We start from the raw sequence: 25,217 nt of genomic DNA on the forward strand, positions 1-25,217 counted from the left end.
ACGGGGTTTGTCACGTCGACTACCTCACAACCTGCCCGGCAACGGGACCCGCCGCATTTCGGAAGGCACTTCAGAAACTGATCCCCACCGAGTCCGCCGCGCCGACGAACCCATCACCGGACGCCATTTGCGTGGCGAACGCGGAGATCGCCCCCGGCGGTGGGACACCGATCGTGGCGATCGAGCTGAACTCGATGCCCTTCTGCGTGATGATCCCGACGATCTGGCCGTTCTCGTTGACGACCAGGGACCCGCTGTCACCGTGCTCGACGAGGATCGGTTGCTGAGCGACGTTGTCGCTGTAGATCTCGAACGAGTTCGCTGGAGACTTGATGCCGAGCGGTCGCAACCCTGTGGCGCTGACGACTCCGGTGGTCAGCAGCGTCGTCCTACCGCGCTTGCGCATTTTGTCGCCCACTTTCGCTCGGGCCATACCGCTGTAGCCGCCGATCTCCGCGATCTTCGACTCGCGAGCGACACCGTCGTCGAACGTGAACACCGCGATGTCGGTGGCGTCCTGCCAGCGGTGCAGTGCGCCGATCCGCCGCGTTATCCCCGGCTGGAAGATCGGGTCGCCCTGCCGGATCTCGCCCTCCTCGGACAGGCTGGCGATCACGTGCGCGCACGTCACCCCGACCTGCCCGCCGAACATCGTGTCGTTCGCGATCCCGCCCAGCGTGCCTCCCTGCACCAGGAACCCGCTATGTTCGGCCCGGATGGTGACGCCGCCGGTCACCGGGTTGTGCGGGGCATTGTCAGGCCCCGCCAAAGGGGTGAATTCGCGCCGCACCACCGCGACCGGAAAGCCGACGCCCGCCATCAGCTGTGCCAACTGGAACGGGATATCGGTCTCGTCGGATACCAGGACCCGGATGACGACCTCGTCGGTCAGCTCGACGCCTTCTTGGCGAAAACCGACATCGACGCCGAGCACGCCGGGCAGAAAGGCCATGGCCGGTTCCAGCGCGTCGGCGAGTGCGTCCTTGGCCGCAAGCATCTCAGGTGATATGTCCATACCTTCACCCCATTTCCGCTAGTGACGGGTGCCGGGAACGGCACCGACGAGCTCACCCTGCCCCTCAGTCGCGGGGCGGTCGCGGGTAGCGCACTACTCGAAAAGTCGGAGCCGGGTGCGAAAGCTACAAACGGAAGCGCGGTTGCGTCCGGTGCGCCATCCACCTCGCGGCCGCGGCCGTGTCGAACAACGGGATACCCTACGAGACCAGAGATCGACGGTCGGATGAGGAGACACCGATGGCGGGGGAATTTCGACGGGCGGCGGTGGCCGCGCTTGCGCTGATCACGGCGGTGACGGTCGCCGGGTGCGGCGAAACCGATGCGGGACAGCCGCAGGACAACTACGGCGGCGCCACGGCCGCCACCAGCACATCGGCGGCGCCGCGGCCCGCGCCGGTCCCGTCCACGATCGACCAGGCGGCGGTCGCGCCGGGCACCCGCGATCTGATGGCGAAGGTGCGCGCCACCGATGCGTGTGCCCTGCACGACCCGGCGCTCACGGCACGGCTCGGCGCGTTCCAGCGATTCGATCGTGACGGCAGCTGGACTCGTTGCCGCATGTTCGTCGCCGACGCCGAGGACCCCGCCAATTTCTTCCGGTTCGACCTCGATCTGGTCGACGACTTCTTGGCCGCCGACCGCGGCTCGCTCTACAAGCCCGATCAGCTCGCGGGCCAGACCGTGTTCATGCGCTTCGACAACGATCATCCCGGCGGCTGGTCGTGCTCGATGCGAATAGCGCACGGCGACACCGGATTCGCCGCGACTTTGGCGGTGTCGCGGCTGGCTCCGCCGAAGAACAGCCCGATCCCGTGGGACCAGGCGTGCGCCTTCACGCGGGAGTACATGACCGCGATCCTCGGCAACCTCGTCACCCTGCCTGCGCATCCGATCGACACCGAGGACGGTCGCTCGCTGATCCAGCAGAATCCGTGTCCCGCCGAGGGGCCGATCGTCGCGGTGTTCCCGGAATGGAAGGTGAAGTCCACCGGCCTGGTCAACGCCTACGGGTGCAAGCTCACGCTGCGTCGTGACAACGCCTACGGGAAGGTGGAGGTCTCGGTGGGCCTGCAAGCCAACGCCGAACAGGTGCCCAGCGAAGGCGAGACCCGGTTGCCCGCGGGACTCGACGGTGGACAGCTCGTCATCACCGGCCGCTACCAGTCCCGCGCCGGTCTGACCGGCACCGAGACCAGGACCGTCCACAGCGCCGATCCCGGCTTGGCGGTCGGCTGCTCAGCGGCGCTGGTGTATCGCCCGGCGAACCCGTCGATCCCGAATTCCGCCCACCTGGTCACCCTCGGCGTCGACATCGACCGCACCGGTGCCGCGCCACGGCCCGACGCCTGCCAGGCACTCGACCAGCTCGCCGGGGACATCGTCGCCGCGCTCGGCTAGCCCGTCGCGGATCGGATCAGGAAGCGCTCTCACTCCTCGATCCGGACGGCCGGGCCAACTCGAACGCGTACATGAGCAGCGCTCCCAGCGCCGCGCCGACCGGCCAGGACAGCGCCGTCACCTCCCGGGAATCGGGGGCCAGTGCGACGATCACCGCGACCGTGCCCGAAAGCGCGAGCGCCGTCAGCGCTTTCGGGTTGAATCCGCGCGAGAAGTAGTAGCGCCCCTCCTGGGTGTCGGCGTACAGCTCGGCGACCGCGGTGCGCTGACGGCGCACCAGGTAGTAGTCGACGATCAGGATGCCGAACACCGGACCCATCAGCGCGCCGACACCGCCGAGGAAGTAGATGATGAAGTCCTGGTTCTCCCAGAGCTTCCACGGCATCACCAGGATGGACAGCACGGCGGTGATGATGCCGCCGGTGCGGAACGAGATGTATTTCGGTGCGGCATTGGAGATGTCGTAGGCCGGGGACACGAAGTTGAGGACCACGTTGATGCCGACGGTCGCCGTCGCGAAGAGCACCGCCGCGACGACCACCACGACATCGCTGTCGATGTCGGCGACCAGCTCCACCGGGTCGCTCAGCACCTTGCCGTACACCTTCAGTGTGGCCAGCGAGATGACGATCGACAGCACCACGAACGCGGTCTCGTTGAACGGGATGCCCCACGCGTTGCCGCGCAGCACCGCTCGCTTGCTGGGCGCGAAGCGCGCGAAGTCGGCGTAGTTGACGAGCGGACCTGCCATGAACGACACCATGAGGAAGGCGACGCCCACGAACGCGGCGACGGTGGCGCCGCCCGAGAGCGGCGCACCAGCCCGCGCGTTGAAGTCGATGCTCCACTCGGCCTTGCCCAGAATCCAGATCGCCAGCGCGATCATGCCGAGCCAGACGGCGGGCCCGGCGAAATCCGAGGCCTTGCGCACGACTTCCATGCCGTAGTTGATGATCGCCAGCTGCACGGTCCACAGCACGAGGAATGCGATCCAGCCCAAGGTCGACAAGCCGAGGAACCGGGACTCGGTCAACGACGCCAACCCCGGTGACACGCGCAGCAGCAACACCATCAGCGCGGTGGAAGCCAGGTAGGTCTGGATGCCGTACCAGAACACCGCGACGATGGCCCGCAACAGTGCCGGGACATTGGCGCCGAAGACGCCGAATGCCGCGCGGGCGAAGACCGGAAACGGCACCCCGACCTTCTGGCCCGCGACGCCCACCAGATTGCTGCCAAGCCACAGCATCAGCACACCGGCGAACAGGGCGAGCATCGTCTGCCACCCGGTCATGCCGAGTGCGAGCATGCCGACCGCGAAGCCGTAGCTGGCGATGCTGTGCGCCGAGGTCATCCAGAGACAGAAGATGTCCCAGGTACGCCAGGTCGCGGTCTCCTTGGTGGTCGGCGCCAAGTCGTCGTTGACCAGCGTGGAACTGCGCGGCGCGCCGTCGAGCGGCCGTACCCGAGTTTCGGTCATCGGATGTCCTTCGTGCATCGGTGCTTGCTATCTGTTGCGCGGAAAACCGAGGTCTATGCCGCCGTGGCTGGGATCGAGCCAGCGCGAGGTGATCGCCTTCTCCCGGGTGAAGAACGCGAAACCGTTGGGGCCGTAGGCTTTCGCGTCGCCGAACAGCGACGCCTTCCAGCCGCCGAAACTGTGGTAGGCCACCGGCACCGGGATCGGCACGTTCACGCCGATCATGCCGACGTGCACCTGCCGCTGGAAGCGCCGCGCCGCGCCGCCGTCGTTGGTGAAGATCGCGGTGCCGTTGCCGTAGGGGGAGGCGTTGACGATCTCGACGGCGTGCTCGAAGCCCTCGACCCGCACCACCGACAGCACGGGCCCGAAGATCTCGTCGCGATAGACCGCCGAGGTGACCGGCACCCGATCGATCAGGGTGGGACCGAGCCAGAACCCGTTGGGGTCGCCGTCGATGGCGCTGTCGCGGCCGTCGATCACGAGGCGGGCCCGATCGGCGACCGCGATGTCGAGGTAGCCGGCCACCCGGTCCCGGTGCTCCCTGGTGATCAACGGTCCCATGTCGCAGCCGCGGCGGCCGTCCCCGGTGCGCAGGCCGGTCATCCGCGCGGCGACGCGAGCCACCAGATCGTCGGCGATGGCGTCGACCGCGAGCACCACGCTCACCGCCATGCAGCGTTCACCCGCCGAGCCGAAACCCGCGTTGACGGCGGCATCCGCGGCCAGATCCAGATCGGCGTCCGGCAGGACGAGCATGTGGTTCTTGGCGCCACCGAGCGCCTGCACCCGTTTGCCGTGCGCGGTGGCGGTCCGATACACGTAGTCGGCGATCGGGGTGGAGCCGACGAACGAGATCGCCGCGACCTGCGGGTGCGTCAGCAGCGCGTCCACCGCCTCCTTGTCGCCGTGCACGACATTGAGCACGCCGGCGGGCAGTCCGGCGTCGGCCGCCAGCGCGGCCAGCCAGTTCGCCGCCGACGGATCCTTCTCGCTCGGTTTCAGCACCACCGTGTTCCCGGCGGCGATCGCGATCGGGAAGAACCACAGCGGCACCATGGCCGGGAAATTGAACGGGCTGATCACGCCGACGACGCCGACCGGTTCGCGCACCGAGTACACGTCGATCCCGGTCGAGGCGTTCTGGCTGAACTCGCCCTTGAGCAGGTGCGGCATGGACAACGCGAACTCGACGACCTCGAGCCCGCGGGCGATCTCGCCCGCCGCGTCGGCGAGCACCTTGCCGTGCTCGGCGGTGAGGATGCTCGCGAGTTCGTCCTTGCGGGCGTTGAGCAGTTCGCGGAAGTCCAGCAGGAACCGGTGCCGGGTGGCGACGGACGAATCGGCCCAGCCGGGCGATGCCGCCGCCGCGGCGGCGACGGCCACGCCCACGTCCTCGCCGGTCGCCATCCGGACGCTGCGCTGCGCGACGCCCAGCGCAGGATCGAAAACCGGTGCGGTACGGGTGGATTCGCCCGTCCACGGCTTGCCGTCGACCCAGTGGTCGACAATGTCGGTGGTCGCGGGATTCGTCATCGGATCTCCTCGGCGGGCAGGGCGGTCAGTACGTCACGCAGGATGGCGGCGGCCTCGGCGACCTCGGCCTCGGTGACCACGCACGGCGGCGTGACGTGAATGCGGTTGTCGGCCAGGAACGGAAGCAGCCCGCGGGCGACCAGGTCGGTCTTGACCCGCGCCATGGTCGCGGCCGAAACAGGTTCGCGGGTGGCGCGATCGGCGACCAGTTCCAGCGCCCAGAACACGCCCTCGCCGCGTACCTCACCGATCACCGGGCACTCCGCAGCCAATCGCGCGAGCGCGGGGCCGAGCACGGTGCGGCCGATGCGTTCGGCATTGGCCACGATGCCCTCGTCGGCCATCACGTCGAGTGCGGCCACGATCGACCCCGCGGCCAGCGGGTGCCCGCTGTAGGTGAGGCCGCCCGGGAAGACGGTGTGGTCGAAGGTGCGGGCGATCGGCTCGGAGATGACCACGCCGCCGACGGGAACGTAGCCGGAGTTGACGCCCTTGGCGAAGGTGATCAGGTCGGGCGTCACGTCGTAGCCGTCGAACGCGAACCACCGTCCGGTGCGGCCGAATCCGCACATCACCTCGTCGAGGATCAGCACGATCCCGTACCGGTCGGCGATGGCGCGGACACCGGCGAGATAGCCGGGCGGCGGCACCAGGATGCCCGCGGTGCCCGGCACCGTCTCCAGCAGAATCGCGGCGATACTGGACGGCCCCTCGCACTGCACGACTCGTTCGAGGTGCCGCAGCGCGCGCTCGCTCTCCTCCTCGGCGGTGCTCGCCCAGAACTCGCTGCGATACAGGTAGGGGCCGAAGAAATGGACGTGGCCGCGGGCGTACTCGTTCGGTATCCGCCGCCAGTCGCCGGTCGCGACCACCGCCGCGCCCGTGTTGCCGTGGTAGGAGCGGTAGGTCGAGAGCACCTTGTCGCGGCCGGTGTGCAGCCGCGCCATCCGGATGGCGTTCTCGTTGGCGTCCGCGCCGCCGTTGGTGAAGAACACTTTCTCGAGCCCGTCCGGCGCGAGCGCGGCGATCCGCTGCGCCGCCTCGCCGCGTTGCAGATTCGCGGCGGCCGGTCCGATGGTGGTCAGGCGCGCGGCCTGGTCGGCGATCGCGGCGGTGACCACCGGATGCTGATGGCCGATGTTCACGTTGACCATCTGGCTGGCGAAATCCAGGTATTCGCGGCCCGCGTGATCCCAGACCCGGCAGCCGCGACCGCCCGCGAGCACCACCGGGTTCAGCGCGGCCTGCGCCGACCAGGAGTGGAACACGTGGCTGCGGTCGAGTTCGTAGGCGCGCGCGTCCAGATCGACGCGCACGGCGGTCATGCCGTCACCTTCGTCGCCGTGATGGATTGCCGCAGTTGCGGAATGATCGTCTCGCCGTAGACGCGCATGGTTTCCTCTTTGTTGTCGTGTTGCAGGTAGCCCGCGAACTGATCGACGCCGAGGTCGGCGAGTCGCCGGAGTTTGGCGATGTGTTCGTCGGCGGTGCCGAGCACGCAGAACCGTTCGACGATGTCGTCGGAGACGAAGTCGGCGTGCACGTTTCCGGCGCGGCCGTGCAGGTTGTAGTCGTAACCCGCTCGGCCATCGATGTATTCGGTGAGCGCCTGCGGCACCGCACCGTCGGCGCCGTAGCGGGCGACGATGTCGGCGACGTGGTTGCCGACCATCCCGCCGAACCATCGGCACTGATCGCGCATGTGCTTGCGGTCGGTGCCGATGTACATCGGTGCGGCCACGCACATCGTGATCGAATCCGGGTCGCGGCCTGCCGCCACCGCCGCCTCGCGCACGGAGGCGATCATCCATTCGGCGATGTCCAGGTCGGCCAGTTGCAGGATGTAGCCGTCGGCCACCTCGCCGGTCAGCGCCAGCGCCTTCGGTCCGTAGGCGGCCACCCAGACCTCCAGCGTGGAACCGACGCTCCACGGGAACTGCACGGTGCCGCCGCCGTATTCGACCGGCCGCGAATTGGCCAGCTCCCGGATCACGTGGATCGACTCGCGCAGCGTCTTCAGCGTGGTGGGCTTGCCGCCGCCGACGCGCACCGCAGAATCGCCGCGCCCGATCCCGCAGACGGTGCGATTGCCGTAGGCCTCGTTGAGCGTGGCGAACAGCGACGCGGTGACGGTCCAGTCCCTGGTCGCCGGATTGGTCACCATGGGCCCGACCGTGATTCGCTTCGTCTCGTGCAGGATCTGGCTGTACAACACGTACGGCTCCTGCCAGAGCAGGTGCGAATCGAAGGTCCACAGGTGGCTGAACCCGTGCGCCTCAGCGAGTTTCGCCAGGTGGACGGTGCGCGCCGCAGGCGGATCGCACTGTAGTACCGCTCCGAATTGCATGGCATCTCCTCAGATCAGGTACTGACACGGGTCGCGGCGCACGAACTGCCCGTCGCCTTTGCGGCCGCGATACTCGCCGTCCGCGACCACGACTTTGCCGCGGGAGAGCACGGTGTCGACGCTGCCGTCGATCTCGTAGCCCTCCCACGCCGAGTGGTCCATGTTCATGTGGTGGGTCTTGCCGAGACCGATGGAGGTGTGGCCGTTCGGGTCGTACACCACGATGTCGGCGTCCGCGCCGGGCGCGAGCACGCCTTTGCGTCCGTAGAGGCCGAACATGCGGGCCGGTGTGGTCGAGGTGATCTCCACCCAGCGCTCCAGGGTGATCCGGCCGTCCACGACGCCCTGGTACATCAGGTCCATTCGGTGCTCGATCGTCCCGATTCCATTGGGAATCTTGGAGAAATCGCCGATGCCCATGTCCTTCTGCCCCTTCATGCAGAAGGGGCAGTGATCGGTGGACACCATCTGCAGGTCGTTGGTGCGCAATGCCTGCCACACCTGGTCCTGATGCTCTTCCCGCCGCGAGCGCAGCGGCGTCGAGCACACCCATTTCGCGCCCTCGAAACCCGCCGCGCCGAGGTTGTCCTCCAGGGAGAGATACAGATACTGCGGGCAGGTCTCGCCGAAGACGTTGCGGCCCTTGTCGCGGGCCGCGGCCAGCTGGACGACGGCTTGCTTCGCCGACACGTGCACCACGTACAGCGGCGCGCCGGTCAGATCGGCGAGCATGATCGCCCGGTGGGTCGCCTCCTCCTCGAGCTGCCAGGCGCGCGCGATGCCGTGGTAGTACGGATCGGTTTTGCCCTCGGCCAGCAGTTGTGCGACGAGAACGTCGATGGCGGGGCCGTTCTCGGCGTGCATCATGGTGAGCAGCCCGGTGTCCGCGCCGATCTGCATGGCGCGCAGGATCTGCGCGTCGTCGCTGTAGAAGACGCCGGGATAGGCCATGAAGAGCTTGTAACTGGTGATGCCCTCGTCCGGTAGCCGGCGCAGCGCGGCCAGCGACTCGTCGTTCACGTCGCCGACGATCTGGTGGAACGAGTAGTCGACGGCGCACTGGCCCGATGCCATCTTGTGCCAGGTCTGCAGGGAATCCTGCACGCGCTCACCGAACTTCTGCACCGCGAAGTCGATGATCATGGTGGTGCCGCCCCACGCGGCGGCCCTCGTCCCGGTCTCGAAGTCGTCGGACGCCGTGGTGCCGCCGAACGGCATGGACATGTGGGTGTGCGCGTCGATGCCACCGGGGATGACGTACTTGCCGGTCGCGTCGACAACGGTGTCCACGGTTTCGGCCAGATTCGCGCCGAGCGCGGTCGTGCCCGGATGCAGCAGTGCGACAATGCGTTCGCCGTCGACGAGGATGTCGGCGGGGCCGCGCCCAGTCGCCGAGACGACCGTTCCTCCGGTGATCAGTGTGGTTGCCATGTTTCCTCCCGGGTCAGGGCGCCACGATGGCGTCGTAGGAATCCGGCCGCCGGTCGCGATAGAACTGCCAGTCGCCGCGGACTTCGCGCACCACGTCCAGGTCGAGGTCGCGGATCAGCAGTTCGTCGGTGTCGGCGGAGGCCCGGTCGCCGACGTAGCAGCCGCGCGGGTCGACGAAATACGAACTGCCGTAGAAGGTCACGGCGTCGTCGCCGAACTCCTCGGTTTCCGTGCCGATGCGGTTGTTCGCGCCGATGAAGTACTGGTTGGCGGCCGCCGCGGCGGGCTGCTCCAGTTCCCAAAGCCGTTCGGACAAGCCGGGTTTGGTGGCCGAGGGGTTGAAAACGAGTTCGGCCCCTGCCAATCCGTATGCGCGCCAGCCCTCGGGAAAGTGGCGGTCGTAGCAGATGTAGACGCCGACCTTGCCCACGGCGGTATCGAACACGGGATAGCCCAGGTTGCCCGGCCGGAAATAGAACTTCTCCCAGAAGCCGGACAGCTGCGGAATGTGGTGCTTGCGGTATTTGCCCAGGTAACTGCCATCGGCGTCGATCACCGCGGCGGTGTTGTAGAGCACGCCGGGCTGGTCTTCCTCGTACACCGGGAGCACGATCACCATCCGGTGCTCCTTGGCCAGTTCGGCGAACCGGTCGGTCGTCGGCCCCGGCACGGATTCGGCGTACTCGTAGTACTTCTTGTCCTGCACGTTGCCGAAATACGGTCCGTAGAACAGCTCTTGGAAGCAGATGACCTGCACGCCCTCGGCTGCGGCCTGCTCGACGAAACCCTCGTGCTTGGCCAGCATCGACTTCTTGTCACCGGTCCACGTCGCCTGGGTGATGGCGGCCTTGATTGTCGTCACCTGTCGATCTCCCTACCGAAGTTGATTATGTTATCTTCGAAGGTAAACATTTCCTGAATATTTCAGTCGGTGCCGAAAGTGTAAATCTCGCGAGGTGTTCGAGGCGTGGAAATGAACGACCGGATCCGGATCGATGACCCGACTCCCGCGGGCATCGCGGGCGCCATCGCCCGCCTCATCACCAGCGGCGAGCTGCGCGCCGGGGACCGGCTGCCCACGGTGCGCGAGCTGTCGCGCCGTCTCGGGGTCAGCCCCGCGACCGTGAGCCACGGCTGGCGGGCGTTGGCGCAGGCCGGGCTGGTGGTGTCACGCGGGCGCAGCGGGACCTTCGTCGCCGAGGGCGGGGTCAGGCCCGCGTCGTCGCGGACCGACAGCATGACCCGCGGCGCGACCGGCGCCCGGCTCGACCTGTCGCTCGGCACGCCCGACCCGGCACTGCTACCCGAGATCGGGTCGATCCTGTCCCGGCTCGCCCTCGACGCCGAGACCACCGACTACCATCAGGCGCCGGTGGTGCCCGAACTCGGGCGGCTGCTGCAAGCGGACTGGCCCGCTCGGTCGGGCGCGCTGACCGTCGTCGACGGCGCGATGGATGCCATCGTCCGCAGCCTGCAGGCCGTCGTCCGCTTCGGCGACCGGGTGATCGTCGAAGACCCTACCTTCCCGTACATCCTCGACTACTTGGAATCCATTGGCGCGCAGATAGTCCCGGTGCAGATGGACGAAGAGGGCGTGCTGCCGGACGATTTCGCGCGCGCTGTCGCCACCGGAGCCAGCGCGGCGGTCCTGCAACCGCGCGCGCAGAATCCGACCGGCGCGTCGATGAGCATCGAGCGCGCCGAGGAACTGGTCGCGATCCTGCGTCGCAGTGAGCGCCGGTGCATGATCATCGAGGACGATCACTCCGGCGCGGTCGTCCCCGCCGAGGACATCAGCCTCGGCCGCTGGTTGCCCGACCGGGTGCTGCACGTGCGCAGCTACTCCAAATCGCACGGACCCGACCTGCGAATCGCGGCCCTCTCCGGCCCGGAGGAGATCATCGACCGCATCGTCGCCACCCGCGTCCTCGGCCCCGGCTGGACGCCGCGCATCCTGCAGCGCCTGCTGCACGAGATGTTGCGCGACGAAACCGTCACCCGCACCGTCGAACACGCCCGCGCGCAGTACCAGATCCGCCGCCGCGCCCTCGCCGACGCGCTGCGCGGCCACGGTCTGCACCTCGCGGAGGGGCAGGGCCTCAACGCCTGGTTGCCGGTCGCCGACGAGCGCACGGCGCTGATCCATTTGGCCGCCAACGGAATCCGGGTCGCTCCCGGCGGTCCTTTCTTCGTGGCCACCCGTGGTCATCCCGAAGCGGTGCGCGTGACCGTCGCCCCCCTCGCCGACGGCATCGATGAGGTCGCCGCTGTCCTCGCCTTGGCCGCGCGTCCCCGTCAGTCGGAATACTTCTCCCTCGATCAGGCATCGTGGGACGGTCTGTGAGGGGGAGCAGCCGGCTCTGATCGGCGACGATCGCTAGGCGAAGAGGTCGTCGTACTCAGCCGAATCGGCGCCCGCCCACCAGGATTCGAGGGGGTCGTCTTCGTAGAATTCCGGCGGCGGCCGGTAGCCGTGGGGGAGGTCGAAGGTGATCGCGCCGGTGCGCAGCGCGATATCGCGGAAGGCGCGCACGGCGCGCATTCGCCGCGCATCCGCGATGCCCGCGACGCCGAGGAAGGCATCGATTCCCTGCGCGTGCCACAGCGCGATCAACTCGATGTCACCCGCGTCCTCCGCGGCGAGCGCCACTTCGTGGACAACCTCGGCCAGGGGTGTGCCGGGCAGCGGTTCGGCGTCGTGCCCGTCGAGCTTTCCGGTTTCGGCCATCCGCCGCCACAACGCCGTCCCGGCGTCGCAGTAGAGATGGGGCGGGTCGACGTAGCCCTGGTCGAGCCAGTCGTCGAAGTCGTCCCAGTCCTCCGCGTCCGGCGGGTGGCCGGCTTCCGACAACGCGGTGAATTCGGCCAGCCCGTCGAAGAATGCGCGCCGCTGCGGATACTCCGGGTGCTCCGTGAGGGCGAATCGGTAGGTGAAGCCGCGCTCCAGAAGCACGTCCATCACTCGGAAATGGGTGAACGAGCAGTCGTGGGTCTCCTGGAACCGGTACAGCACCGAGAACCAGTCTCGAACGCATCGATCCCCGACCGGAGCTCGCGCGTGCAGCGCCCGTATCGAGCCTTCGACGAGGTCCTCGATCATGTGCTCCGACATCCGGTCCGCCTCTCAGTGCCCGGCGATGACGCTACCGGCCCGCTCTCGGTTCGCCTCCGCCCGAACGCCTTTGCGCGCCGCCACGACGACGAGTACGCCCGCGACGACTCCGGCGAAGTACGGAGATGGCACGAGCAGGACACCGCTGAACGCGCTGTATGCCGCGAGTCCCCAGCCGATCCCGGCGGGCACGGCGATCCCGCGCTCGGCGAGATGCCATGTCAGACAACCCAAAAGGATGAACGGTACGGCGAAACTTCCCGGCCCGGCCCAGAAGGTGACTTCGTTCAGCAGTGAGTCCACCGTCGGGCCGTCGCCCTCTTCGGTAACGGCGAGCGGGACCGCTGCCCATATCCCGCGATCCACCCAGCCGGTGATGTCGTCCCAAGCGAAGAGCGTCAGCAACACGAGGTGCCCGGCTCCGAGGAAGACCATGATTCCGCTGGCCCAGCGCAGCAATCGCTTGGGGGAGTGGATGATTCGTGGCACGGTTCGCCTCCATTTATACGGTACCGTACAGGTACGTTTGTACGGTACCGTATAAACGAAGTTCGATCAATGGAGGTGACCGGGATTCCCGCCGTGGCCCGAACATCCCGAGCCCGCTGGATAGCGGCGGGTCTCGACGCCCTCGCCGAAGGCGGGCCCGACGCGGTCCGTGTCGAGACGCTCGCCGCCGCGCTCGGCGTGACCAAAGGCGGGTTCTACGGGCACTTCGACGGGCGTGCCGCGTTTCTGACGGAGATGCTCGACGAGTGGGAACATCGCTGCACCACGGAGGTCATCGCCCAGGCGAACGCCGAAGGCGGCGATGCCGCCGACCGGATCCGGCGCGTTGGCCGGATGACGTTCTCGGAGGACCTGCACCGGATCGATCTGGCGATCCGTGCCTGGGCCAACCACGACCAGTCCGTCGCGACGCGCCTGCGGCGCGTCGACAACGAGCGGATGGAGTTCCTGCGCAAGATGTTCGGCGCTTTCCTCACCGATCCCGACGAGATCGAGGCGCGCAGCACGCTGATGTTCGCGCTCGCCATCGGCCGCCACTTCATCGTCGCGGACCATCCCGGCTACACCAAGCTCGAGGCCATCCAGCTCGCCGGAGAACATCTCCTGCACCCGTGACGGCGAAGACCCCGTTACAGTTCGCGGCCGCTGAACCACCGAAACAGAGACAGCGCGCTATTCGGCGGGAAACTGCGTATCGAGGCGCTTCTCGACGCGAACATTCGACAAGGATAGAGCCGTCATCGCCGCCTCACGCGAGCTTTCACGCCGTCCTTCTCCTGCTGCTCGTCGTCGTGCCGCAACTATGGGACAAGGGCCCGGCTCGCGCTGCGGCAAGCCCGGTCTCGACCTGGCGTGACCGGCGCCCTGCTGCGACGGCTTCGCGTGTGTGGGCTCAGAACGGAAACTCGGCGCAAGAATCTCCCGCGAACAAGTGGCGGGCGTGCCGTCGCATTCGCGAACCGTAGGTCGCGTGGTCGAAAAGTGCGGTGTAGGTCGGGAATTCCATCCGAACGAGATTCGCGGTGTTGGCCAGGTAGACGTCGAATCCGGGATACATCAGGCCCACGTAAGGCAGGTCGTCCACATCGACGGCGAGCACAGGGTATTCGCCCTCGGCGTCCGGCTCACCGACGGCGAGGACTCGCCTGGAGTCCGAACCGCCGGGGAGCAGGAAGCATTCATCGAAGCGGTCGGACAGCGGGAGGTAGCATTCTCCCCACTGCGTGCCCAGTTCGTCGCGCACCAGCTCGTCCAGCGTCCGAGGTGTGAGCTCGCCGTCCGGGCCGAACCAGCCGTAACGCTCCAGCAAACTCACATCGAACGCCAGCCACGCCCGCAGGCTGGGCGGCAGCGGACGTCTCGACGGAAAAACCATGTCCGCCAAGACATCCGCCGCCATCGGCCGCGGGCTCCCCTCCACCCAGGGGACGTGCTGATATTCGAGCGCGGAGGCTTCTGGCGCCCGCCGCACCGCTTCGATCACGCGCTGGGTCAAGGCCGCTCCGTGTGCGGAGCTCGCGCTCCGGTCGATCGTCATGCCGCGCAAGGTAACAGCCGGGACCGACAGCCACATGCGTGAGCCCGGCCTAGTGCAGGATGTCGTCCACGGTCGGAGCGACGACGCCGAACAGGTCGGCGATGGTGGTCAGGGCCGCGTTCTGGAGCGCGGCCGAGGGCACGGTGTCGCCCAACGGGTTGGGCAGGGATCGAGTGGCGGTGGCTTCCGCGACGACGGTCGGGCGGTAGCCGAGATTGAACGCGCCCTGGGCGGTGTAGCTCACGCACATGTGGGTCATGAATCCGGCGAGCACCAATTCCTGCCCCGCGCCGAGCTCTTTCAGAATCTGCTCGAGATCGGTGCCGTGGAACGCGTTCGGGAATTGTTTGACCACCACCGGTTCTCCCGCTCGCGGGGCGACCGGATCGCTGATCGCGCCGATGTCGGCGCGAATGTCGTAGGGCGTGTCCGGCCCGCCGTCGTTGACGATGTGCACCACCGGCCGATTCGATTCTCTTGCGGCCGTGAGCAATCGGGCACCGGCGGTCAGTGCCTTGTCGGCCCTGTCCACCGCCATGACACCGTGCAGATAGGTGTTCTGGAAATCGATCATGATCACCGTGGCGTCGGCCAGTCGCGGCAGCCGATCGTCCAGACCGATCACGTCGCGCAGGGTGCTGGAGACAGCATTCATCGACATGTGTTGCTACTTTCTGTGTGGGAAGGGGAAATTCGAGCGGAATTGACGCTCGATATTCAGGTGGTGACGCGGAATCGCTTCCGGTAGTCGCCGGGTGTGGCGGACAGTTGCCTGCGGAAGGCGCGGTGCAGTGTCTCGATCGAGCCGAGCCCGACCGTCGCGGCGATCCGTTCGAGGGGCTGGTCGGTGGTTTCGAGCAGACGGCGCGCCGCTTCCACCCGGCACGCCTCGACATAGACCGCGGCGCTGGCGCCGGTCTCCTGCTGGAAGACGCGGGTGAAATGGCGTTCGCTCAGGCACATCCTGGCCGCAAGCGCCGCGGTGGACAGGTCGCCGTCCAAGTTCTCGGTGATGAAGAGCCGCAGGTCGTCGATGTCGCGCCGGGCGGTCGCGGGACGGCTCAGCGGCACGCTGAATTGGCTCTGCCCGCCTTGCCGTTTGAGATAGACCACCAGTTGCCGTGCGACTTGCAACGCCAAGTCCTCGCCGTGATCCTCGGCCACCAGTGCCAGCGAGAGGTCCAGACACGCGCTGATCCCCGCACCGGTCCAGATCCGGCCGGAGCGAATGAAGATCGGGTCGGGGTCTACGACGATGTGCGGGTGCTCGGCCGCGAGCTGGCCTGCCGTCGACCAGTGCGTGGTGGCCGTTCTTCCGTCCAGCAAACCCGCGGCGGCGAGCAGATGCGCACCCACGCAGACCGAGGCGATTCGCCTCGCGTGCGGCGCCACGGACTCGATCCACGCCACGACCTCCCGATCGATGCGCGCAACCGGACCGCCGGGCGGGGTGTCCACCGCGCCGGGGACGATCAACGTGTCGATCGTCGGCTCGACCTCGTCGAAGCCCAGGTCGGTGACGACACGCACCCCGGCCGAGGTCCGCACTTCGCCGCGGACCGGGCTCGCCAGCCGCACGTCGTAGCGCACCCGCCCGCCACCCTCGCGGTTCGCCAGCGCGAACACTTCGGCAGGCCCGGTGACATCGAGCAGGTCGACATCGGGGAAGGTCGCGATGACGACGCGGTGGCTCGAAATCATGAGTCCATCGTCGAGGCGCGCGCCGATGGCCGCAACGACGTATCTCTGTCAGATCCGGCCACCGATGTGCCGTCGTCGCCGCCTCCTACTCCGGCCGAGCCGGCTCAGTCCAGGTCGCGGATGATGTCGAGTGCGCGGCCCAGGGTCGTCGCCCGCGCATCGATGGTGTCACCCGCGGGGTAGAGGCGGATCGTGTCGACACCGGCGTCGCGCCAGACGCGCAGCCGGGCGCGGACCATCGCCTCGGTGCCGATCAACGTGGTCGCCAGGACCATCTCGTCGGTGACGAGTGCGGCGGCCGCTTGCCGATCGCCCGCCTGCCAGCGCTGACGTACCGCTTCGGCGACCTCGGCCCAGCCTTGGCGGCTGTAGGCGTTGTTGTAGAAGTTGGTGGCGCCCGATCCCATCCCGCCGAGGCTGAAGGCCAGCTCCTTCTTGCGGGCGGCGAGCATCGTCCGCAGCGTGTCCTCGTCGTCGGCGAAGGCGACCTCCGCGCCTTGGCAGATGTCGAGCTGGTCGCGCGACCGCCCCGCGGCGGCCAGTCCGGTGTCGAGGCGGTCGAGATACGCGGCGGCGCGTTCGGGGACGAAACTCGTGCCGAGCCAGCCGTCGGCTATCCGTCCGGTCAGCTCGAGCATGCGGGGTGACAGGGTGGCGAGGTAGATCGGGATTTCGGTATTCGCGGTCAGCGACAGTCGCATCGGCCTGCCTTCGCCGCCCGCCAGCGGAATCCCATGCCTGCGACCTGAGTAGCTGATCTTGTCTCCGGCGAACGCCTGCCGAATGATGTCCACGGTTTCGCGCATGCGGACGAGCGGTTCGGCGAACGGAACGCCGTGCAGGCCTTCGATGACCTGCGGTCCCGAGGCGCCGAGGCCGAGGAGGAACCGTCCCTGCGACAAGTCCGCCAAGGTGAGCGCCGCTTGGGCGATCGCCACGGGTGTGCGGGTCCCGATCTGGATGACGCCGGAGCCCAGCAACATTCGGTCGGTGCGGGCGGCGAGGTAGCCCAACGCGGTCGGCGCGTCCGAGCCCCACGCCTCGGCGACCCAGCAGACATCGAGGCCGAGTTTCTCTGCCTCCAAAGCGAATTCGAGGGCTCCAGGGTAGGAGGCTTCGATGGTGGTTGCGGTGCGCATCAGTGTTCGTCCCCCTCGATGAAGGTCTTGATCGCCGCGAGGGTGTGCTCGATGGCTCGTTCGAGCTCGCGCATCCGGACGAAGACGATCTTCTGCTCCTTCTCCGGCATGGCCGCGATGGCGAAGCTCAGGCCGGACGGTCCCGGACCCATCCGGACCCATTGCCGCAGGCGGGTGCCACCGTTGTCCGGTTCGAGGGTGAATCGCCAAGTCGCACCGGGTGTTTCGATACTTCCGACGACCCAGGAGAACGTCCGGTGCGCGTCGAATTCGACGATGTAGGACGTGGTCGACCACTCGCCGAGTTTCGGATGCCGGCTCGTACCGACGAAAGAGCCGCCCAATCGCGCGCCTTGGACGGGGTCCACTCATTCGGCGGACTTCAGTTCGTCGCTGAATATCGGCATCAGTTCGACATCGGTGACGACGTTCCAGACTCTTGCGAGGGGCGCATCGATGTGAATGATGCCCTCGGCGGTCGGGGTGTCGGCATATGTCGCGCCGGTCCACTCCATCGTGTCGGTACTCCTTCGGTTCGGTGGTGCGAGGTCCGTGCCGCGCATTCGGTATCGGTGTGCCGGCTGGCGGTCGCCGGTGTGCGTCACAGTGCGAGTGGACGCGGAAGATGCAGCACGAGTTGCGCTTCGGGGATCACTTCCAATCGCAGCGCCCTGCTGACGCCGAGGTCGGTGAGCAGGTCACTGAGCGGTCCGGTGCCGAGGTGGAGCCGAACGTTCGAGGGGAGGATGCGCGCGCCGGTCGCGAGAGGATTGGCCTGAGTGATCGTCTCGTGCCAGGTTCCGTCCAGGGTGTGCACGAGTTTGGTGGTCGAAACGCGGGATTCCGAAGACAGATCCCGGACGGCGGGGAGCTTCGCGCCGACCTCGATATCGGTCCGGCCCCCGGGGCCGGCGACCCGCGCGTACACCTCGCCGGCGATGTTCACGTCGATATCGGTTCGCCACTTGGGCAGGTTGTAGCCGTCGACCCCGCGCAGTCGCGCGATCTCGGTGTTCACGGGCAGTGCGAGGACATGGGCATAGTTGACCCGGCGCCGGAGGTCGTCGACGACGTTGCGGGCGCTGGCCTTGCGGCGCGGATCGTGAACGACCGCGGCGACGCCCACCTCGTTGTACGGGTCGTTGTCACAGACTTCGTAGCGGTAGAGCGCCAGCGCGATCAGTCCGATGCCCGGCAGGATGCGGACCGGCTCCAGCGGCGCGGGAAGGTGAGCTCGCAGCCGCGACAGCGGCGCCGCGAAGAGCAATTGCGCCGAACGCGTGCGGTAATAGAAATTCGGCGTCCACATCGGACCCAACGCCGAATCCGCGATTCGCTTCGGCATCCGCCGGAAGAAGGTGAGGTCACCGACGGCCGGATCCCGCTGGATCTCGTCGAGATCCGGATTCATCCGGTAGCGGTCGTAATAGCCGTTCTCGATGACGGGAACCTTGCGGTCCCCGAGCATGATTTCAATGAGTTCCATGACCGACTCCGTCGAGTGATGCGGTGGCTTTCGAGAGGTCGCCGAGTTCGTTGTCGACCGAGTGGAGGAACGACGCCAAGCACGCGGTGACGATGTGCGGCTGCTCGAGATTGCTGGTGTGCCCGGCGGCGGGAACGACCTGCACAGTGGATCCGTCGATCCGAGCGACGAGCCGCTCCGCGTCGAGCCGGGGAGTGGCGTTGTCGTCGGCGCCGACGATCACCAAGGTGGGCGCGACAATGTCGGCGAGTTCGTCCCCGATCGCGGCGTGATCGGCGACCGCCAGAATGGCTTTCCTGATTCCTGTTCTGCTGGAACGGGATAGGCGAGCGCTCCATTCGTGGACAACGGGTTCGCTGCGCCGGGAATTGAGGAAGTCCGGGCCGAACAAGGTGGGCAGCACCTGCTGCTTCAACGGTGCGGCGCCGAGGAGCTGATAGATCCAAGCGAACAGCGTGTACTTCCGGGCGGCATCGCGCGGCTCACCGTCGGCGGTGGTGTCCAGAACCGTCAGCGACCGCAAGAGCCGACCGCGGCGTGCGCCGAGCCGCAGACCGACGAACCCGCCCATCGACAAGCCGACGAAATGCACCGGCGCGAGATCCAGTTCCCGGATCAAAGCTTCGGCATCGTCGCAGAGCGTGTCCATGTCGTACCCGCCCGCCGTGGCGGGTGTTTCGCCTTGGCCGCGCCAATCCACGGTGACGCAGCGGTATCGGTCCCGCAAGACATCGATCTGCGGCCGAAACATCCAGCCCCCGAACAACAATCCGTGACCGAACAGGATCGTCGGTGCATCGGGCCTGCCCGGTGGCGTTCCGGTATCGGTATAGGCGAGCGATACGCCATTGGCGCGTAGCAGCGGCATGGACAGCTTCCTTTCGAGCTGAGACTTCGGCCTAGAGGTCCGGGGACTGACGTCGTCCCGAGGTGAAGAGCCCCGCGAGGGACAGGGCGATGGCGCAGAGGATCGGGGTCGATACGACCTCGAACCGAGGTGGGGGATAGGACGCGGCAGTCGGACTCGGATGGTGAGAGGCGTGGTCCGCGCCGGACGCGTGATTCGCCGGTGTGCCCATGGCGGCGTCCATGAATGCGGGATCGGTGAGGTAGGCGTAGACGACGTAGCACACGCCGGTGGTGAGCAGCAGGCTCGCAACGGTTGTCGCGCACATGGCCCAATGCCGGGGGAGGCGTCCGAGCGGCGATCGCGCGACCACCGTGGTGAGTGCTCCGGGCGCGACACCCCATCCGAGCATGAACCACGCCGCCGCCAACGCTTTCACCGCCGCGCCCTCGGCCATCCCCAGAAGCGCACCGTGCCAAGCGATCAGCGTGAGTACGGCGGCAATGACGGACGCGCAGAATGTGATTCGGAAAGCATCCGTGGAAGCGCCCGCCATCGCGGTCAGGCTCTCGCGAGTTCGAGCAGCCGCGCGCCGCGCCGGGAATTGAGCAGGTAGCCGCCGAGCAATCCGCCCGCCAGCGCCGAGGCATAGCCCTTCGCCAGGAACAGCGCGGGCATGTCGACCGATCCCCAATAGTTCAGTCCCACATTGTGATCCAGCGACCAGCACAGGGTCTGGCACACGCTCAACGCCAGCGTGCCGCATGCCGCGGTGAGCGCGAATCCCGCCGGACTGCCGGGGCGTTGCCCGGCGGTGACGAGGTAGGTGAGTCCGCCGACCGCCGCCCCCATTCCGATGCCGCACAGGCCGAGCGTCCAGACCACCCGCCACAGCAGGGTGCCGTGCTCGGGAAACAGGATCAGGCCGAGGACGAGGAAGTTGAATTCGCCGAAGAAGCTCAGTGCGATGAACACCTTGATCGTGCGGGTGGCGCGATCGTCGTATGAGCCGTCGGATATGGGTCTGCTCACCGGCGTCCTCCTCGGTATTGGGTGAAAAAGTTCATTGAATGGACTTCCTGAATTCCGCTCTCCCGCGCTTGCAGGCTGTGAATGCAGCTTGCTGCGCGCCGAACACATCATCAAATGTAATTGACCAATCTGTCAACCACTGTTCTATGGCATAGGGCATATTTCTTGAAATAGTCCGTTGGATGGACTTTTGCTACGATGGGCGCGTGGTGCAGATCGAGGAATCGGGGGAGTCCGGCGGCGACGCGTCACGGACGAGCGTGCTGAACCGGGTCGCGACCATTCTGGAGGCAGTCGCGCTCCATGGATCGTGGGGAGCCCGGTTGATCGACGTGACTCAGGCGACCGGCTTGACGCGTCCCACCGTGCACCGGCTGCTGCGGGAACTGATCGAGATCGGATACATCGAGCAGCGCGCGAAGAAGTACCGTCTGGGTCCCGCCCTGTACGCGCTCGGGCTGAGTGCGCCCTCGCCGATCGCCGACTACGGCGGCATCGAACGATGCGCGCAGCGGCTCGCCGACAGCACCGGCGACACGGTCTACGTCGCCCTCCGTCAACTGAGCGGACTGCACTACCTGATTCGCGCCGAAGGGTCGTACCCGATTCGCGCGCGAGTGGTCGAGGTGGGCGAGACGGTGCCACTCGGCGCCACCTATGCCGGGATCGCGCTATTGGCCTGGCATGCTCCCGACGAAGTCGAAGCGCAGCTACGCGCCAACGAACCTCGCCGCGAGAGACTGGGATTCGACGTGTCGAACTTCGCCGCGCGCCTCTCCTCGGTCCGCCGGCAGATCGCCGACGTCCGGGAACACGGGTGGTGCTTCGACACCGACACCGTGTTACCCGGAGTGACGGGGATGGCGGCACCGGTACCGTCCCGGACGCGTCAGCCCTACATGGCGGTCACCATTTCGGCCGTCGGCGACCGGCTTCCTCCCGAACGAATTCGCGCGCTGCGAGAACCATTGCTCGCCGCGGCGCGGGAGATCACCGGTTTCATCGCGTAGATCGTCTGACGCGCCGCCGAATTCGAGAATGGGACTCGTTATCGCGTCGCACAGGGAGTTATCGGCTATCCCGGGCGGGCGCTCGGAAGTTCCGGAGCGGACATCGATTCCGCGTTCGGACCGAACGCGCGTACCATCCAGCGTCTGGACGGAGAGTCCCAGAACAGCGATGGTTTCGAGCTGTCTGGATCGCGTTGCTCTCCGGGCCTGGCAGGGGACGGTCCGGTCGATTCGATGAGTTGGGAGTGGATGTCGATGGCACGCAGAGTGGTTGTCACAGTGATCGATGATTTCGACGGACGTTCACCCGCGGTGGAAACGGTGTCGTTCGCTGTCGACGGAGTCGGCTACGAAATCGACTTGTCCGAGGAGAACGCGGCTCGCTTACGAGAAGTGTTCGGCGAGTGGATTCCGTTCGGTCGTCAGGTCGGCAAAGCGGCTCGTCGGCGCAGCGCCACCATCGTGCCGACGAATACGCGCGGACCCGAGGCGGGCGTGGTTCGTCAGTGGGCGCGGGCGAACGGTCTCGCGGTGCCGAGTCGCGGCCGGGTGCCGTCCGATCTCGTTGCGGCGTACGAGAAAGCCGCCTCGTAATCGGCAGGTCCCGAAGGGTGCACGGTCGGGCGCGGGCCGGCGTTCTCGCCGGCCCTGAGCTCGAATGAACCGCGGCGTTCGGATGAATGGGGCGCTCGGATGAACGGCAGCGTTCAGGTGACGGGCAGCCCAGCCAGACGCCATTCGAGCATGCCTTCGTCGAATCGCTTGACCGATCGGCCCGCTTCGCCGGCGATGCGGATCGCCTCGGGCGCCATGACGCAGTAGGCGCCGCGGCAATACGCGACGATGTCGCGGTCGGCGGGAAGCTCGGCGAGCCGGTCGGCGAGTTCGGCGAGGGGGATGTTGATCGCGCCGGGAATGTGCCCGGCTTCGTATTCGTCGTGCGGGCGGACGTCGACGAGGATGATGTCGCCGTTGTCGCGGCGGCGGATGAGTTCGTCGCGGGTGATCACGTCGTCGGGAGAGCCGAGCGCCGCGGCGGCCGCGACGGCGACGTCGGCGAGGTGGGCTTCGGCGACGCTCTGCACGAGCGAGAAGAGCCGGGCGATGTCGTCTCCGGCGAGGCGGTAGTACTGGCGGGTGCCGTCGCGGCGCGCTTCGACCAGTCCGCCGTTCTTGAGCGTCTGCAGGTTGGCCGACGCGGTGGTGAGGTTCATGCCGGTCGCGGTCGCGATCGACTCGACGGTGCGCTCGCCCTGGGCGAGCAGGTCGAGGATCTGCAGGCGGCGGCCGTTGCCGAGCGCTTTGCCGACCCGGGCGATCTGGTCGTAGAGGGCGGCTTTGCGGCCGGTCAGCTCACTCACCTTGCTTCTCCAATGATTGATGGAATATTGTTCCAAAGATCTTTGGAACAATGTGATTGCCAGTCTATGCGCGTCGGCTCCGGTGGACGCGGCGCTCGTCGAGCACCTCGGCGCGGGCGAGCGAGTCGAAGAAAGAAAGCTCTGTGTCAAGCACCGACAGCACCATCTCGTCCGGCCCCGAGCTGCGCGACATCCTGGAGCTCCAGCGCCGCATGGTGCGGGTGCTCGTCGCCGCACAGATCCTCAGCGGCGCCGGACTGGCCGCGGGCATCACAGTGGGCGCCCTGCTGGCCAAGGACATGCTCGACTCCACCGGCCTGGCCGGGCTGCCCAGCGCCTTGTTCACCGCGGGCTCGGCGCTCGCCGCCGTCGCCGTCGGGCGCATGTCGCAAGCGCGTGGCCGCCGTCCCGGCTTGGCCGCCGGATACCTGGTCGGGGCGGCAGGCAGCCTCGGCGTCGTGGCCGCGGCCGCCGTGGACGACCCGGTGCTGTTGTTCGTCGCGCTCTTCGTCTACGGCGCGGGCACCGCCACCAACCTGCAAGCCCGTTACGCCGGAGCCGATTTGGCCAACGCTTCGCATCGTGGCCGCGCGGTGGCGACCGTGCTGGTCGCCACCACCCTCGGCGGAGTCGTCGGCCCCAATCTCGCCGCCCCCACCGGCGCGCTCGCAGAAGCGCTCGGCATCCCGCACTTGGCCGGACCGTTCCTGCTCGCCGCGGCCGCGTACGCCCTGGCCGCCCTCGTGTTGACCCTCTGGTTACGGCCCGACCCGCTACTGCTGGCCCGGACCCTGCCCGTCGACGGCGACTCGTCCGCCGCCGAGGCCGGGACCTCCACCGCTGCCGCGCCCGCCCGCACCGGTGGCAGTGTCGCGGTGGGCGCGCTGGTAATGGCCGTGACCCAGCTGGTGATGGTGGCGATCATGACGATGACGCCGGTGCACATTCACGACCACGGCCACGGCACCGCCGCCTCCGGGCTGGTCATCGCCATTCACGTCGGCGCCATGTACCTGCCTTCGCCGCTGACCGGCTGGCTCGTCGACCGCTACGGCCGCCTGCCCGTCGCCGCGGCCGCCGGGCTGACCCTGCTCGCGGCCGGACTGCTCGCGGCGACCGCGCCGGGCGACTCCGTCGCGCTGCTCGCGCTGGCCCTGGCGCTGCTCGGAGTGGGCTGGAACTTCGGCCTGCTCGCGGGCACCGCGATCGTCGCCGACGCCGTCCCGATCGCCACTCGCGCGAAAACCCAAGGACTGGTAGATGTTTCGATCGCCATCGCGGGCGCCGCCGGTGGCTTGGGTTCCGGTCTCGTGGTCGCTGCGGCCAGTTACCCCGCTCTCGCGTTGACCGGCGGCGTCCTGGCGGTGGCCGTCGTGCCCGTCGTCGCACACGCGAGTCGCGGACGGCGCGAGCTCGACCTCGGCGTGCGATCGTCCACCGCGGAATGATCAGCCCTGCGCCTCGGCCACCTTGGCGAACAGCTCCAGCATGGTGCTCCAGCCGCCACCGCGTTCGACGATGGTGTCGTGGATGGCCTTGCCCTCCACCAGCCGGTCCAGGTGCCGGTGTTCGAGGGTGAGACCGGTCTGTTCCGGACCCTCCGCGGTGAAAAGGAACTCGATCTCACTGGCGTGGGCGGGATCCGGGTCGTACTGCCAATGCCCGTTGATCTGCCAGGTGACCACGAGCCGATGCGGCGGCTCCCACGCCAGCACGCGGCCCCAGTCGCATTCGGATCCGTCCACGCCGCGCTCGAACCAGCGCCCGCCTTCGCGAGGCTCGATGATCGCGTCGGCCATCTCGGCCTGTCCGATGTGATACGCGGCGGGCCACCAGCTGCCGAACGATTCGGTGAAGAACGCGAACGCCTTCTCCAGCGGCATCGCCACGGTCGCTTTGCCCTGCAGAACGGGAAGGGGAATAGGTGTGCTCATGGATGCTGCTCCTGTTCGGAATCGGGAGCCGCCACCTCGGCGGCCTTCTGAAAAGCGGTCAGTGCGTCATCCCAGATTCGCTGGAAGTACGCCTGAAGCGCGGCGACTCCATCGGGGTTGAGCCGATAGATCCGCCGCGTGCCTTCCGGTGTGGCCACCACCAACCCGCCATCGCGCAGCACCCGCAGGTGCTGTGACACCGCCTGGCGTGTGATCGGCAACGACTCGGCCAGCTCGCCCACCGACGACGGCCGCCGCGCCAGACGCTCGAAGATCGCCTGCCGCATCGGATCCCCCAGAATCGCCAGATCGACATCTTTGAAAGCAGCCACGTACGTA

The 25,217-nt window shown here is 67.5% G+C and carries 28 protein-coding genes; 6 read left to right on the forward strand and 22 right to left on the reverse strand.

From position 1 onward, the window contains the following. Positions 1–70 precede the first annotated feature (70 nt). On the reverse strand, positions 71–1,015 hold the full coding sequence (locus tag AB0H50_RS25485; protein WP_357457128.1) for a trypsin-like peptidase domain-containing protein: 945 nt from the start codon (positions 1,013–1,015) through the stop codon (positions 71–73). Between the two features lie 239 nt (positions 1,016–1,254). On the opposite strand from AB0H50_RS25485, the gene AB0H50_RS25490 reads away from it, so the two are divergent. Next, positions 1,255–2,415, forward strand: a complete 1,161-nt coding sequence (locus tag AB0H50_RS25490; protein ID WP_357457130.1) for a hypothetical protein — start codon at positions 1,255–1,257, stop codon at positions 2,413–2,415. Positions 2,416–2,431: 16 nt separating this feature from the next. Here AB0H50_RS25490 and AB0H50_RS25495 read toward each other — a convergent pair whose 3' ends face one another. The 6 genes from AB0H50_RS25495 to AB0H50_RS25520 are packed head-to-tail and all read right to left on the reverse strand — an operon-like array spanning position 2,432 to position 10,071. After that, positions 2,432–3,895: an NCS1 family nucleobase:cation symporter-1 gene (locus tag AB0H50_RS25495; protein ID WP_357457132.1), complete on the reverse strand. Its 1,464-nt coding sequence runs from the start codon at positions 3,893–3,895 to the stop codon at positions 2,432–2,434. Positions 3,896–3,922: 27 nt separating this feature from the next. Further along, positions 3,923–5,431: a CoA-acylating methylmalonate-semialdehyde dehydrogenase gene (locus AB0H50_RS25500; protein ID WP_357457134.1), complete on the reverse strand. Its 1,509-nt coding sequence runs from the start codon at positions 5,429–5,431 to the stop codon at positions 3,923–3,925. After that, entirely contained in the window at positions 5,428–6,756 is a 1,329-nt protein-coding gene (locus tag AB0H50_RS25505) for an aspartate aminotransferase family protein (protein WP_357457136.1), read from the reverse strand. The genes AB0H50_RS25500 and AB0H50_RS25505 overlap by 4 nt, the downstream gene beginning before the upstream one ends. Further along, the gene (locus AB0H50_RS25510; protein ID WP_357457138.1) at positions 6,753–7,778 is read right to left on the reverse strand and encodes a TIGR03842 family LLM class F420-dependent oxidoreductase; all 1,026 of its coding nucleotides are present in this window, start codon (positions 7,776–7,778) and stop codon (positions 6,753–6,755) included. Before AB0H50_RS25510 ends, AB0H50_RS25505 begins: the two co-directional genes overlap by 4 nt. A 9-nt stretch (positions 7,779–7,787) precedes the next feature. After that, complete coding sequence (gene hydA / locus AB0H50_RS25515; protein ID WP_357457140.1) at positions 7,788–9,209, reverse strand: dihydropyrimidinase; 1,422 nt, start codon at positions 9,207–9,209, stop codon at positions 7,788–7,790. Positions 9,210–9,222: 13 nt separating this feature from the next. Then, entirely contained in the window at positions 9,223–10,071 is an 849-nt protein-coding gene (locus AB0H50_RS25520; RefSeq protein ID WP_357457142.1) for a nitrilase-related carbon-nitrogen hydrolase, read from the reverse strand. 111 nt (positions 10,072–10,182) lie between these two features. Here AB0H50_RS25520 and AB0H50_RS25525 point away from each other — a divergent pair, with 111 nt between their 5' ends. Beyond that, positions 10,183–11,553 (forward strand): aminotransferase class I/II-fold pyridoxal phosphate-dependent enzyme, encoded by a 1,371-nt coding sequence (locus tag AB0H50_RS25525; protein ID WP_357457144.1) that lies wholly within the window; start codon positions 10,183–10,185, stop codon positions 11,551–11,553. Positions 11,554–11,586: 33 nt separating this feature from the next. Here AB0H50_RS25525 and AB0H50_RS25530 read toward each other — a convergent pair whose 3' ends face one another. Then, positions 11,587–12,321: a hypothetical protein gene (locus AB0H50_RS25530; protein ID WP_357457146.1), complete on the reverse strand. Its 735-nt coding sequence runs from the start codon at positions 12,319–12,321 to the stop codon at positions 11,587–11,589. A gap of 12 nt (positions 12,322–12,333) precedes the next feature. After that, a complete protein-coding gene (locus AB0H50_RS25535; protein WP_357457148.1) occupies positions 12,334–12,810 on the reverse strand; it encodes a DUF6463 family protein in 477 nt (158 codons plus the stop codon). 93 nt (positions 12,811–12,903) lie between these two features. Here AB0H50_RS25535 and AB0H50_RS25540 point away from each other — a divergent pair, with 93 nt between their 5' ends. Next, on the forward strand, positions 12,904–13,446 hold the full coding sequence (locus tag AB0H50_RS25540) for a TetR/AcrR family transcriptional regulator (protein WP_357457150.1): 543 nt from the start codon (positions 12,904–12,906) through the stop codon (positions 13,444–13,446). Positions 13,447–13,723: 277 nt separating this feature from the next. Here the strand turns inward: AB0H50_RS25540 and AB0H50_RS25545 are convergent, their stop codons facing one another. The 10 genes from AB0H50_RS25545 to AB0H50_RS25590 all read right to left on the reverse strand — a co-directional run bounded on the left by AB0H50_RS25545 (position 13,724) and on the right by AB0H50_RS25590 (position 20,573). Further along, on the reverse strand, positions 13,724–14,368 hold the full coding sequence (locus tag AB0H50_RS25545; RefSeq protein WP_357457152.1) for a hypothetical protein: 645 nt from the start codon (positions 14,366–14,368) through the stop codon (positions 13,724–13,726). 49 nt (positions 14,369–14,417) lie between these two features. Beyond that, positions 14,418–15,023: a cysteine hydrolase family protein gene (locus tag AB0H50_RS25550; protein ID WP_357457659.1), complete on the reverse strand. Its 606-nt coding sequence runs from the start codon at positions 15,021–15,023 to the stop codon at positions 14,418–14,420. 62 nt (positions 15,024–15,085) lie between these two features. Then, positions 15,086–16,069 carry a helix-turn-helix domain-containing protein gene (locus AB0H50_RS25555; RefSeq protein ID WP_357457154.1) on the reverse strand — a complete coding sequence of 328 codons (984 nt, stop codon included), beginning with the start codon at positions 16,067–16,069 and terminating at the stop codon, positions 15,086–15,088. Positions 16,070–16,173: 104 nt separating this feature from the next. Beyond that, a complete protein-coding gene (locus AB0H50_RS25560) occupies positions 16,174–17,208 on the reverse strand; it encodes an LLM class flavin-dependent oxidoreductase (protein WP_357457156.1) in 1,035 nt (344 codons plus the stop codon). Beyond that, the gene (locus tag AB0H50_RS25565) at positions 17,208–17,552 is read right to left on the reverse strand and encodes a hypothetical protein (RefSeq protein ID WP_357457158.1); all 345 of its coding nucleotides are present in this window, start codon (positions 17,550–17,552) and stop codon (positions 17,208–17,210) included. Before AB0H50_RS25565 ends, AB0H50_RS25560 begins: the two co-directional genes overlap by 1 nt. Positions 17,553–17,576: 24 nt before the next feature. Further along, complete coding sequence (locus AB0H50_RS25570; protein WP_357457160.1) at positions 17,577–17,723, reverse strand: SRPBCC family protein; 147 nt, start codon at positions 17,721–17,723, stop codon at positions 17,577–17,579. A gap of 86 nt (positions 17,724–17,809) precedes the next feature. Beyond that, positions 17,810–18,694 carry an acetoacetate decarboxylase family protein gene (locus AB0H50_RS25575; RefSeq protein WP_357457162.1) on the reverse strand — a complete coding sequence of 295 codons (885 nt, stop codon included), beginning with the start codon at positions 18,692–18,694 and terminating at the stop codon, positions 17,810–17,812. Next, a complete protein-coding gene (locus AB0H50_RS25580; protein ID WP_357457164.1) occupies positions 18,681–19,562 on the reverse strand; it encodes an alpha/beta fold hydrolase in 882 nt (293 codons plus the stop codon). Before AB0H50_RS25580 ends, AB0H50_RS25575 begins: the two co-directional genes overlap by 14 nt. Before the next feature lie 31 nt (positions 19,563–19,593). Continuing rightward, positions 19,594–19,998: a hypothetical protein gene (locus AB0H50_RS25585; RefSeq protein ID WP_357457166.1), complete on the reverse strand. Its 405-nt coding sequence runs from the start codon at positions 19,996–19,998 to the stop codon at positions 19,594–19,596. Between the two features lie 104 nt (positions 19,999–20,102). Further along, positions 20,103–20,573, reverse strand: coding sequence for a hypothetical protein (locus AB0H50_RS25590; protein WP_357457168.1), 471 nt, complete (start codon positions 20,571–20,573; stop codon positions 20,103–20,105). 206 nt (positions 20,574–20,779) lie between these two features. Here AB0H50_RS25590 and AB0H50_RS25595 point away from each other — a divergent pair, with 206 nt between their 5' ends. Continuing rightward, a complete protein-coding gene (locus tag AB0H50_RS25595) occupies positions 20,780–21,583 on the forward strand; it encodes an IclR family transcriptional regulator (RefSeq protein WP_357457170.1) in 804 nt (267 codons plus the stop codon). Positions 21,584–21,838: 255 nt separating this feature from the next. Next, positions 21,839–22,177: an Lsr2 family protein gene (locus tag AB0H50_RS25600; RefSeq protein ID WP_357405145.1), complete on the forward strand. Its 339-nt coding sequence runs from the start codon at positions 21,839–21,841 to the stop codon at positions 22,175–22,177. Positions 22,178–22,290: 113 nt separating this feature from the next. Here AB0H50_RS25600 and AB0H50_RS25605 read toward each other — a convergent pair whose 3' ends face one another. Then, positions 22,291–22,944: a metalloregulator ArsR/SmtB family transcription factor gene (locus tag AB0H50_RS25605; protein ID WP_357457171.1), complete on the reverse strand. Its 654-nt coding sequence runs from the start codon at positions 22,942–22,944 to the stop codon at positions 22,291–22,293. 212 nt (positions 22,945–23,156) lie between these two features. Between AB0H50_RS25605 and AB0H50_RS25610 the strand changes: the two genes are divergently transcribed. After that, positions 23,157–24,392 carry an MFS transporter gene (locus tag AB0H50_RS25610; protein ID WP_357457661.1) on the forward strand — a complete coding sequence of 412 codons (1,236 nt, stop codon included), beginning with the start codon at positions 23,157–23,159 and terminating at the stop codon, positions 24,390–24,392. Here AB0H50_RS25610 and AB0H50_RS25615 read toward each other — a convergent pair whose 3' ends face one another. Together AB0H50_RS25615 and AB0H50_RS25620 are read right to left on the reverse strand one after the other, a co-directional pair. Then, the gene (locus tag AB0H50_RS25615; RefSeq protein ID WP_357457173.1) at positions 24,393–24,878 is read right to left on the reverse strand and encodes an SRPBCC family protein; all 486 of its coding nucleotides are present in this window, start codon (positions 24,876–24,878) and stop codon (positions 24,393–24,395) included. It lies immediately after the preceding gene. After that, positions 24,875–25,210 carry a metalloregulator ArsR/SmtB family transcription factor gene (locus AB0H50_RS25620; RefSeq protein WP_357457175.1) on the reverse strand — a complete coding sequence of 112 codons (336 nt, stop codon included), beginning with the start codon at positions 25,208–25,210 and terminating at the stop codon, positions 24,875–24,877. The genes AB0H50_RS25615 and AB0H50_RS25620 overlap by 4 nt, the downstream gene beginning before the upstream one ends. Positions 25,211–25,217: the final 7 nt, after the last annotated feature.

It is taken from the genome of Nocardia sp. NPDC050793 (assembly GCF_040654065.1).
Taxonomy (GTDB): domain Bacteria; phylum Actinomycetota; class Actinomycetes; order Mycobacteriales; family Mycobacteriaceae; genus Nocardia.

What these genes read in the sequence shown, in the direction of transcription:
- AB0H50_RS25485 (WP_357457128.1), bottom strand. Translation starts at nt 1,015, where the DNA reads ATGGACATATCACCTGAGATGCTTGCGGCCAAGGACGCACTCGCCGAC.
- AB0H50_RS25490 (WP_357457130.1), top strand. Translation starts at nt 1,255, where the DNA reads ATGGCGGGGGAATTTCGACGGGCGGCGGTGGCCGCGCTTGCGCTGATC.
- AB0H50_RS25495 (WP_357457132.1), bottom strand. Translation starts at nt 3,895, where the DNA reads ATGACCGAAACTCGGGTACGGCCGCTCGACGGCGCGCCGCGCAGTTCC.
- AB0H50_RS25500 (WP_357457134.1), bottom strand. Translation starts at nt 5,431, where the DNA reads ATGACGAATCCCGCGACCACCGACATTGTCGACCACTGGGTCGACGGC.
- AB0H50_RS25505 (WP_357457136.1), bottom strand. Translation starts at nt 6,756, where the DNA reads ATGACCGCCGTGCGCGTCGATCTGGACGCGCGCGCCTACGAACTCGAC.
- AB0H50_RS25510 (WP_357457138.1), bottom strand. Translation starts at nt 7,778, where the DNA reads ATGCAATTCGGAGCGGTACTACAGTGCGATCCGCCTGCGGCGCGCACC.
- hydA (WP_357457140.1), bottom strand. Translation starts at nt 9,209, where the DNA reads ATGGCAACCACACTGATCACCGGAGGAACGGTCGTCTCGGCGACTGGG.
- AB0H50_RS25525 (WP_357457144.1), top strand. Translation starts at nt 10,183, where the DNA reads ATGAACGACCGGATCCGGATCGATGACCCGACTCCCGCGGGCATCGCG.
- AB0H50_RS25530 (WP_357457146.1), bottom strand. Translation starts at nt 12,321, where the DNA reads ATGTCGGAGCACATGATCGAGGACCTCGTCGAAGGCTCGATACGGGCG.
- AB0H50_RS25545 (WP_357457152.1), bottom strand. Translation starts at nt 14,368, where the DNA reads ATGACGATCGACCGGAGCGCGAGCTCCGCACACGGAGCGGCCTTGACC.
- AB0H50_RS25550 (WP_357457659.1), bottom strand. Translation starts at nt 15,023, where the DNA reads ATGAATGCTGTCTCCAGCACCCTGCGCGACGTGATCGGTCTGGACGAT.
- AB0H50_RS25555 (WP_357457154.1), bottom strand. Translation starts at nt 16,069, where the DNA reads ATGATTTCGAGCCACCGCGTCGTCATCGCGACCTTCCCCGATGTCGAC.
- AB0H50_RS25560 (WP_357457156.1), bottom strand. Translation starts at nt 17,208, where the DNA reads ATGCGCACCGCAACCACCATCGAAGCCTCCTACCCTGGAGCCCTCGAA.
- AB0H50_RS25570 (WP_357457160.1), bottom strand. Translation starts at nt 17,723, where the DNA reads ATGGAGTGGACCGGCGCGACATATGCCGACACCCCGACCGCCGAGGGC.
- AB0H50_RS25575 (WP_357457162.1), bottom strand. Translation starts at nt 18,694, where the DNA reads ATGGAACTCATTGAAATCATGCTCGGGGACCGCAAGGTTCCCGTCATC.
- AB0H50_RS25580 (WP_357457164.1), bottom strand. Translation starts at nt 19,562, where the DNA reads ATGCCGCTGCTACGCGCCAATGGCGTATCGCTCGCCTATACCGATACC.
- AB0H50_RS25585 (WP_357457166.1), bottom strand. Translation starts at nt 19,998, where the DNA reads ATGGCCGAGGGCGCGGCGGTGAAAGCGTTGGCGGCGGCGTGGTTCATG.
- AB0H50_RS25600 (WP_357405145.1), top strand. Translation starts at nt 21,839, where the DNA reads ATGGCACGCAGAGTGGTTGTCACAGTGATCGATGATTTCGACGGACGT.
- AB0H50_RS25610 (WP_357457661.1), top strand. Translation starts at nt 23,157, where the DNA reads ATGGTGCGGGTGCTCGTCGCCGCACAGATCCTCAGCGGCGCCGGACTG.
- AB0H50_RS25615 (WP_357457173.1), bottom strand. Translation starts at nt 24,878, where the DNA reads ATGAGCACACCTATTCCCCTTCCCGTTCTGCAGGGCAAAGCGACCGTG.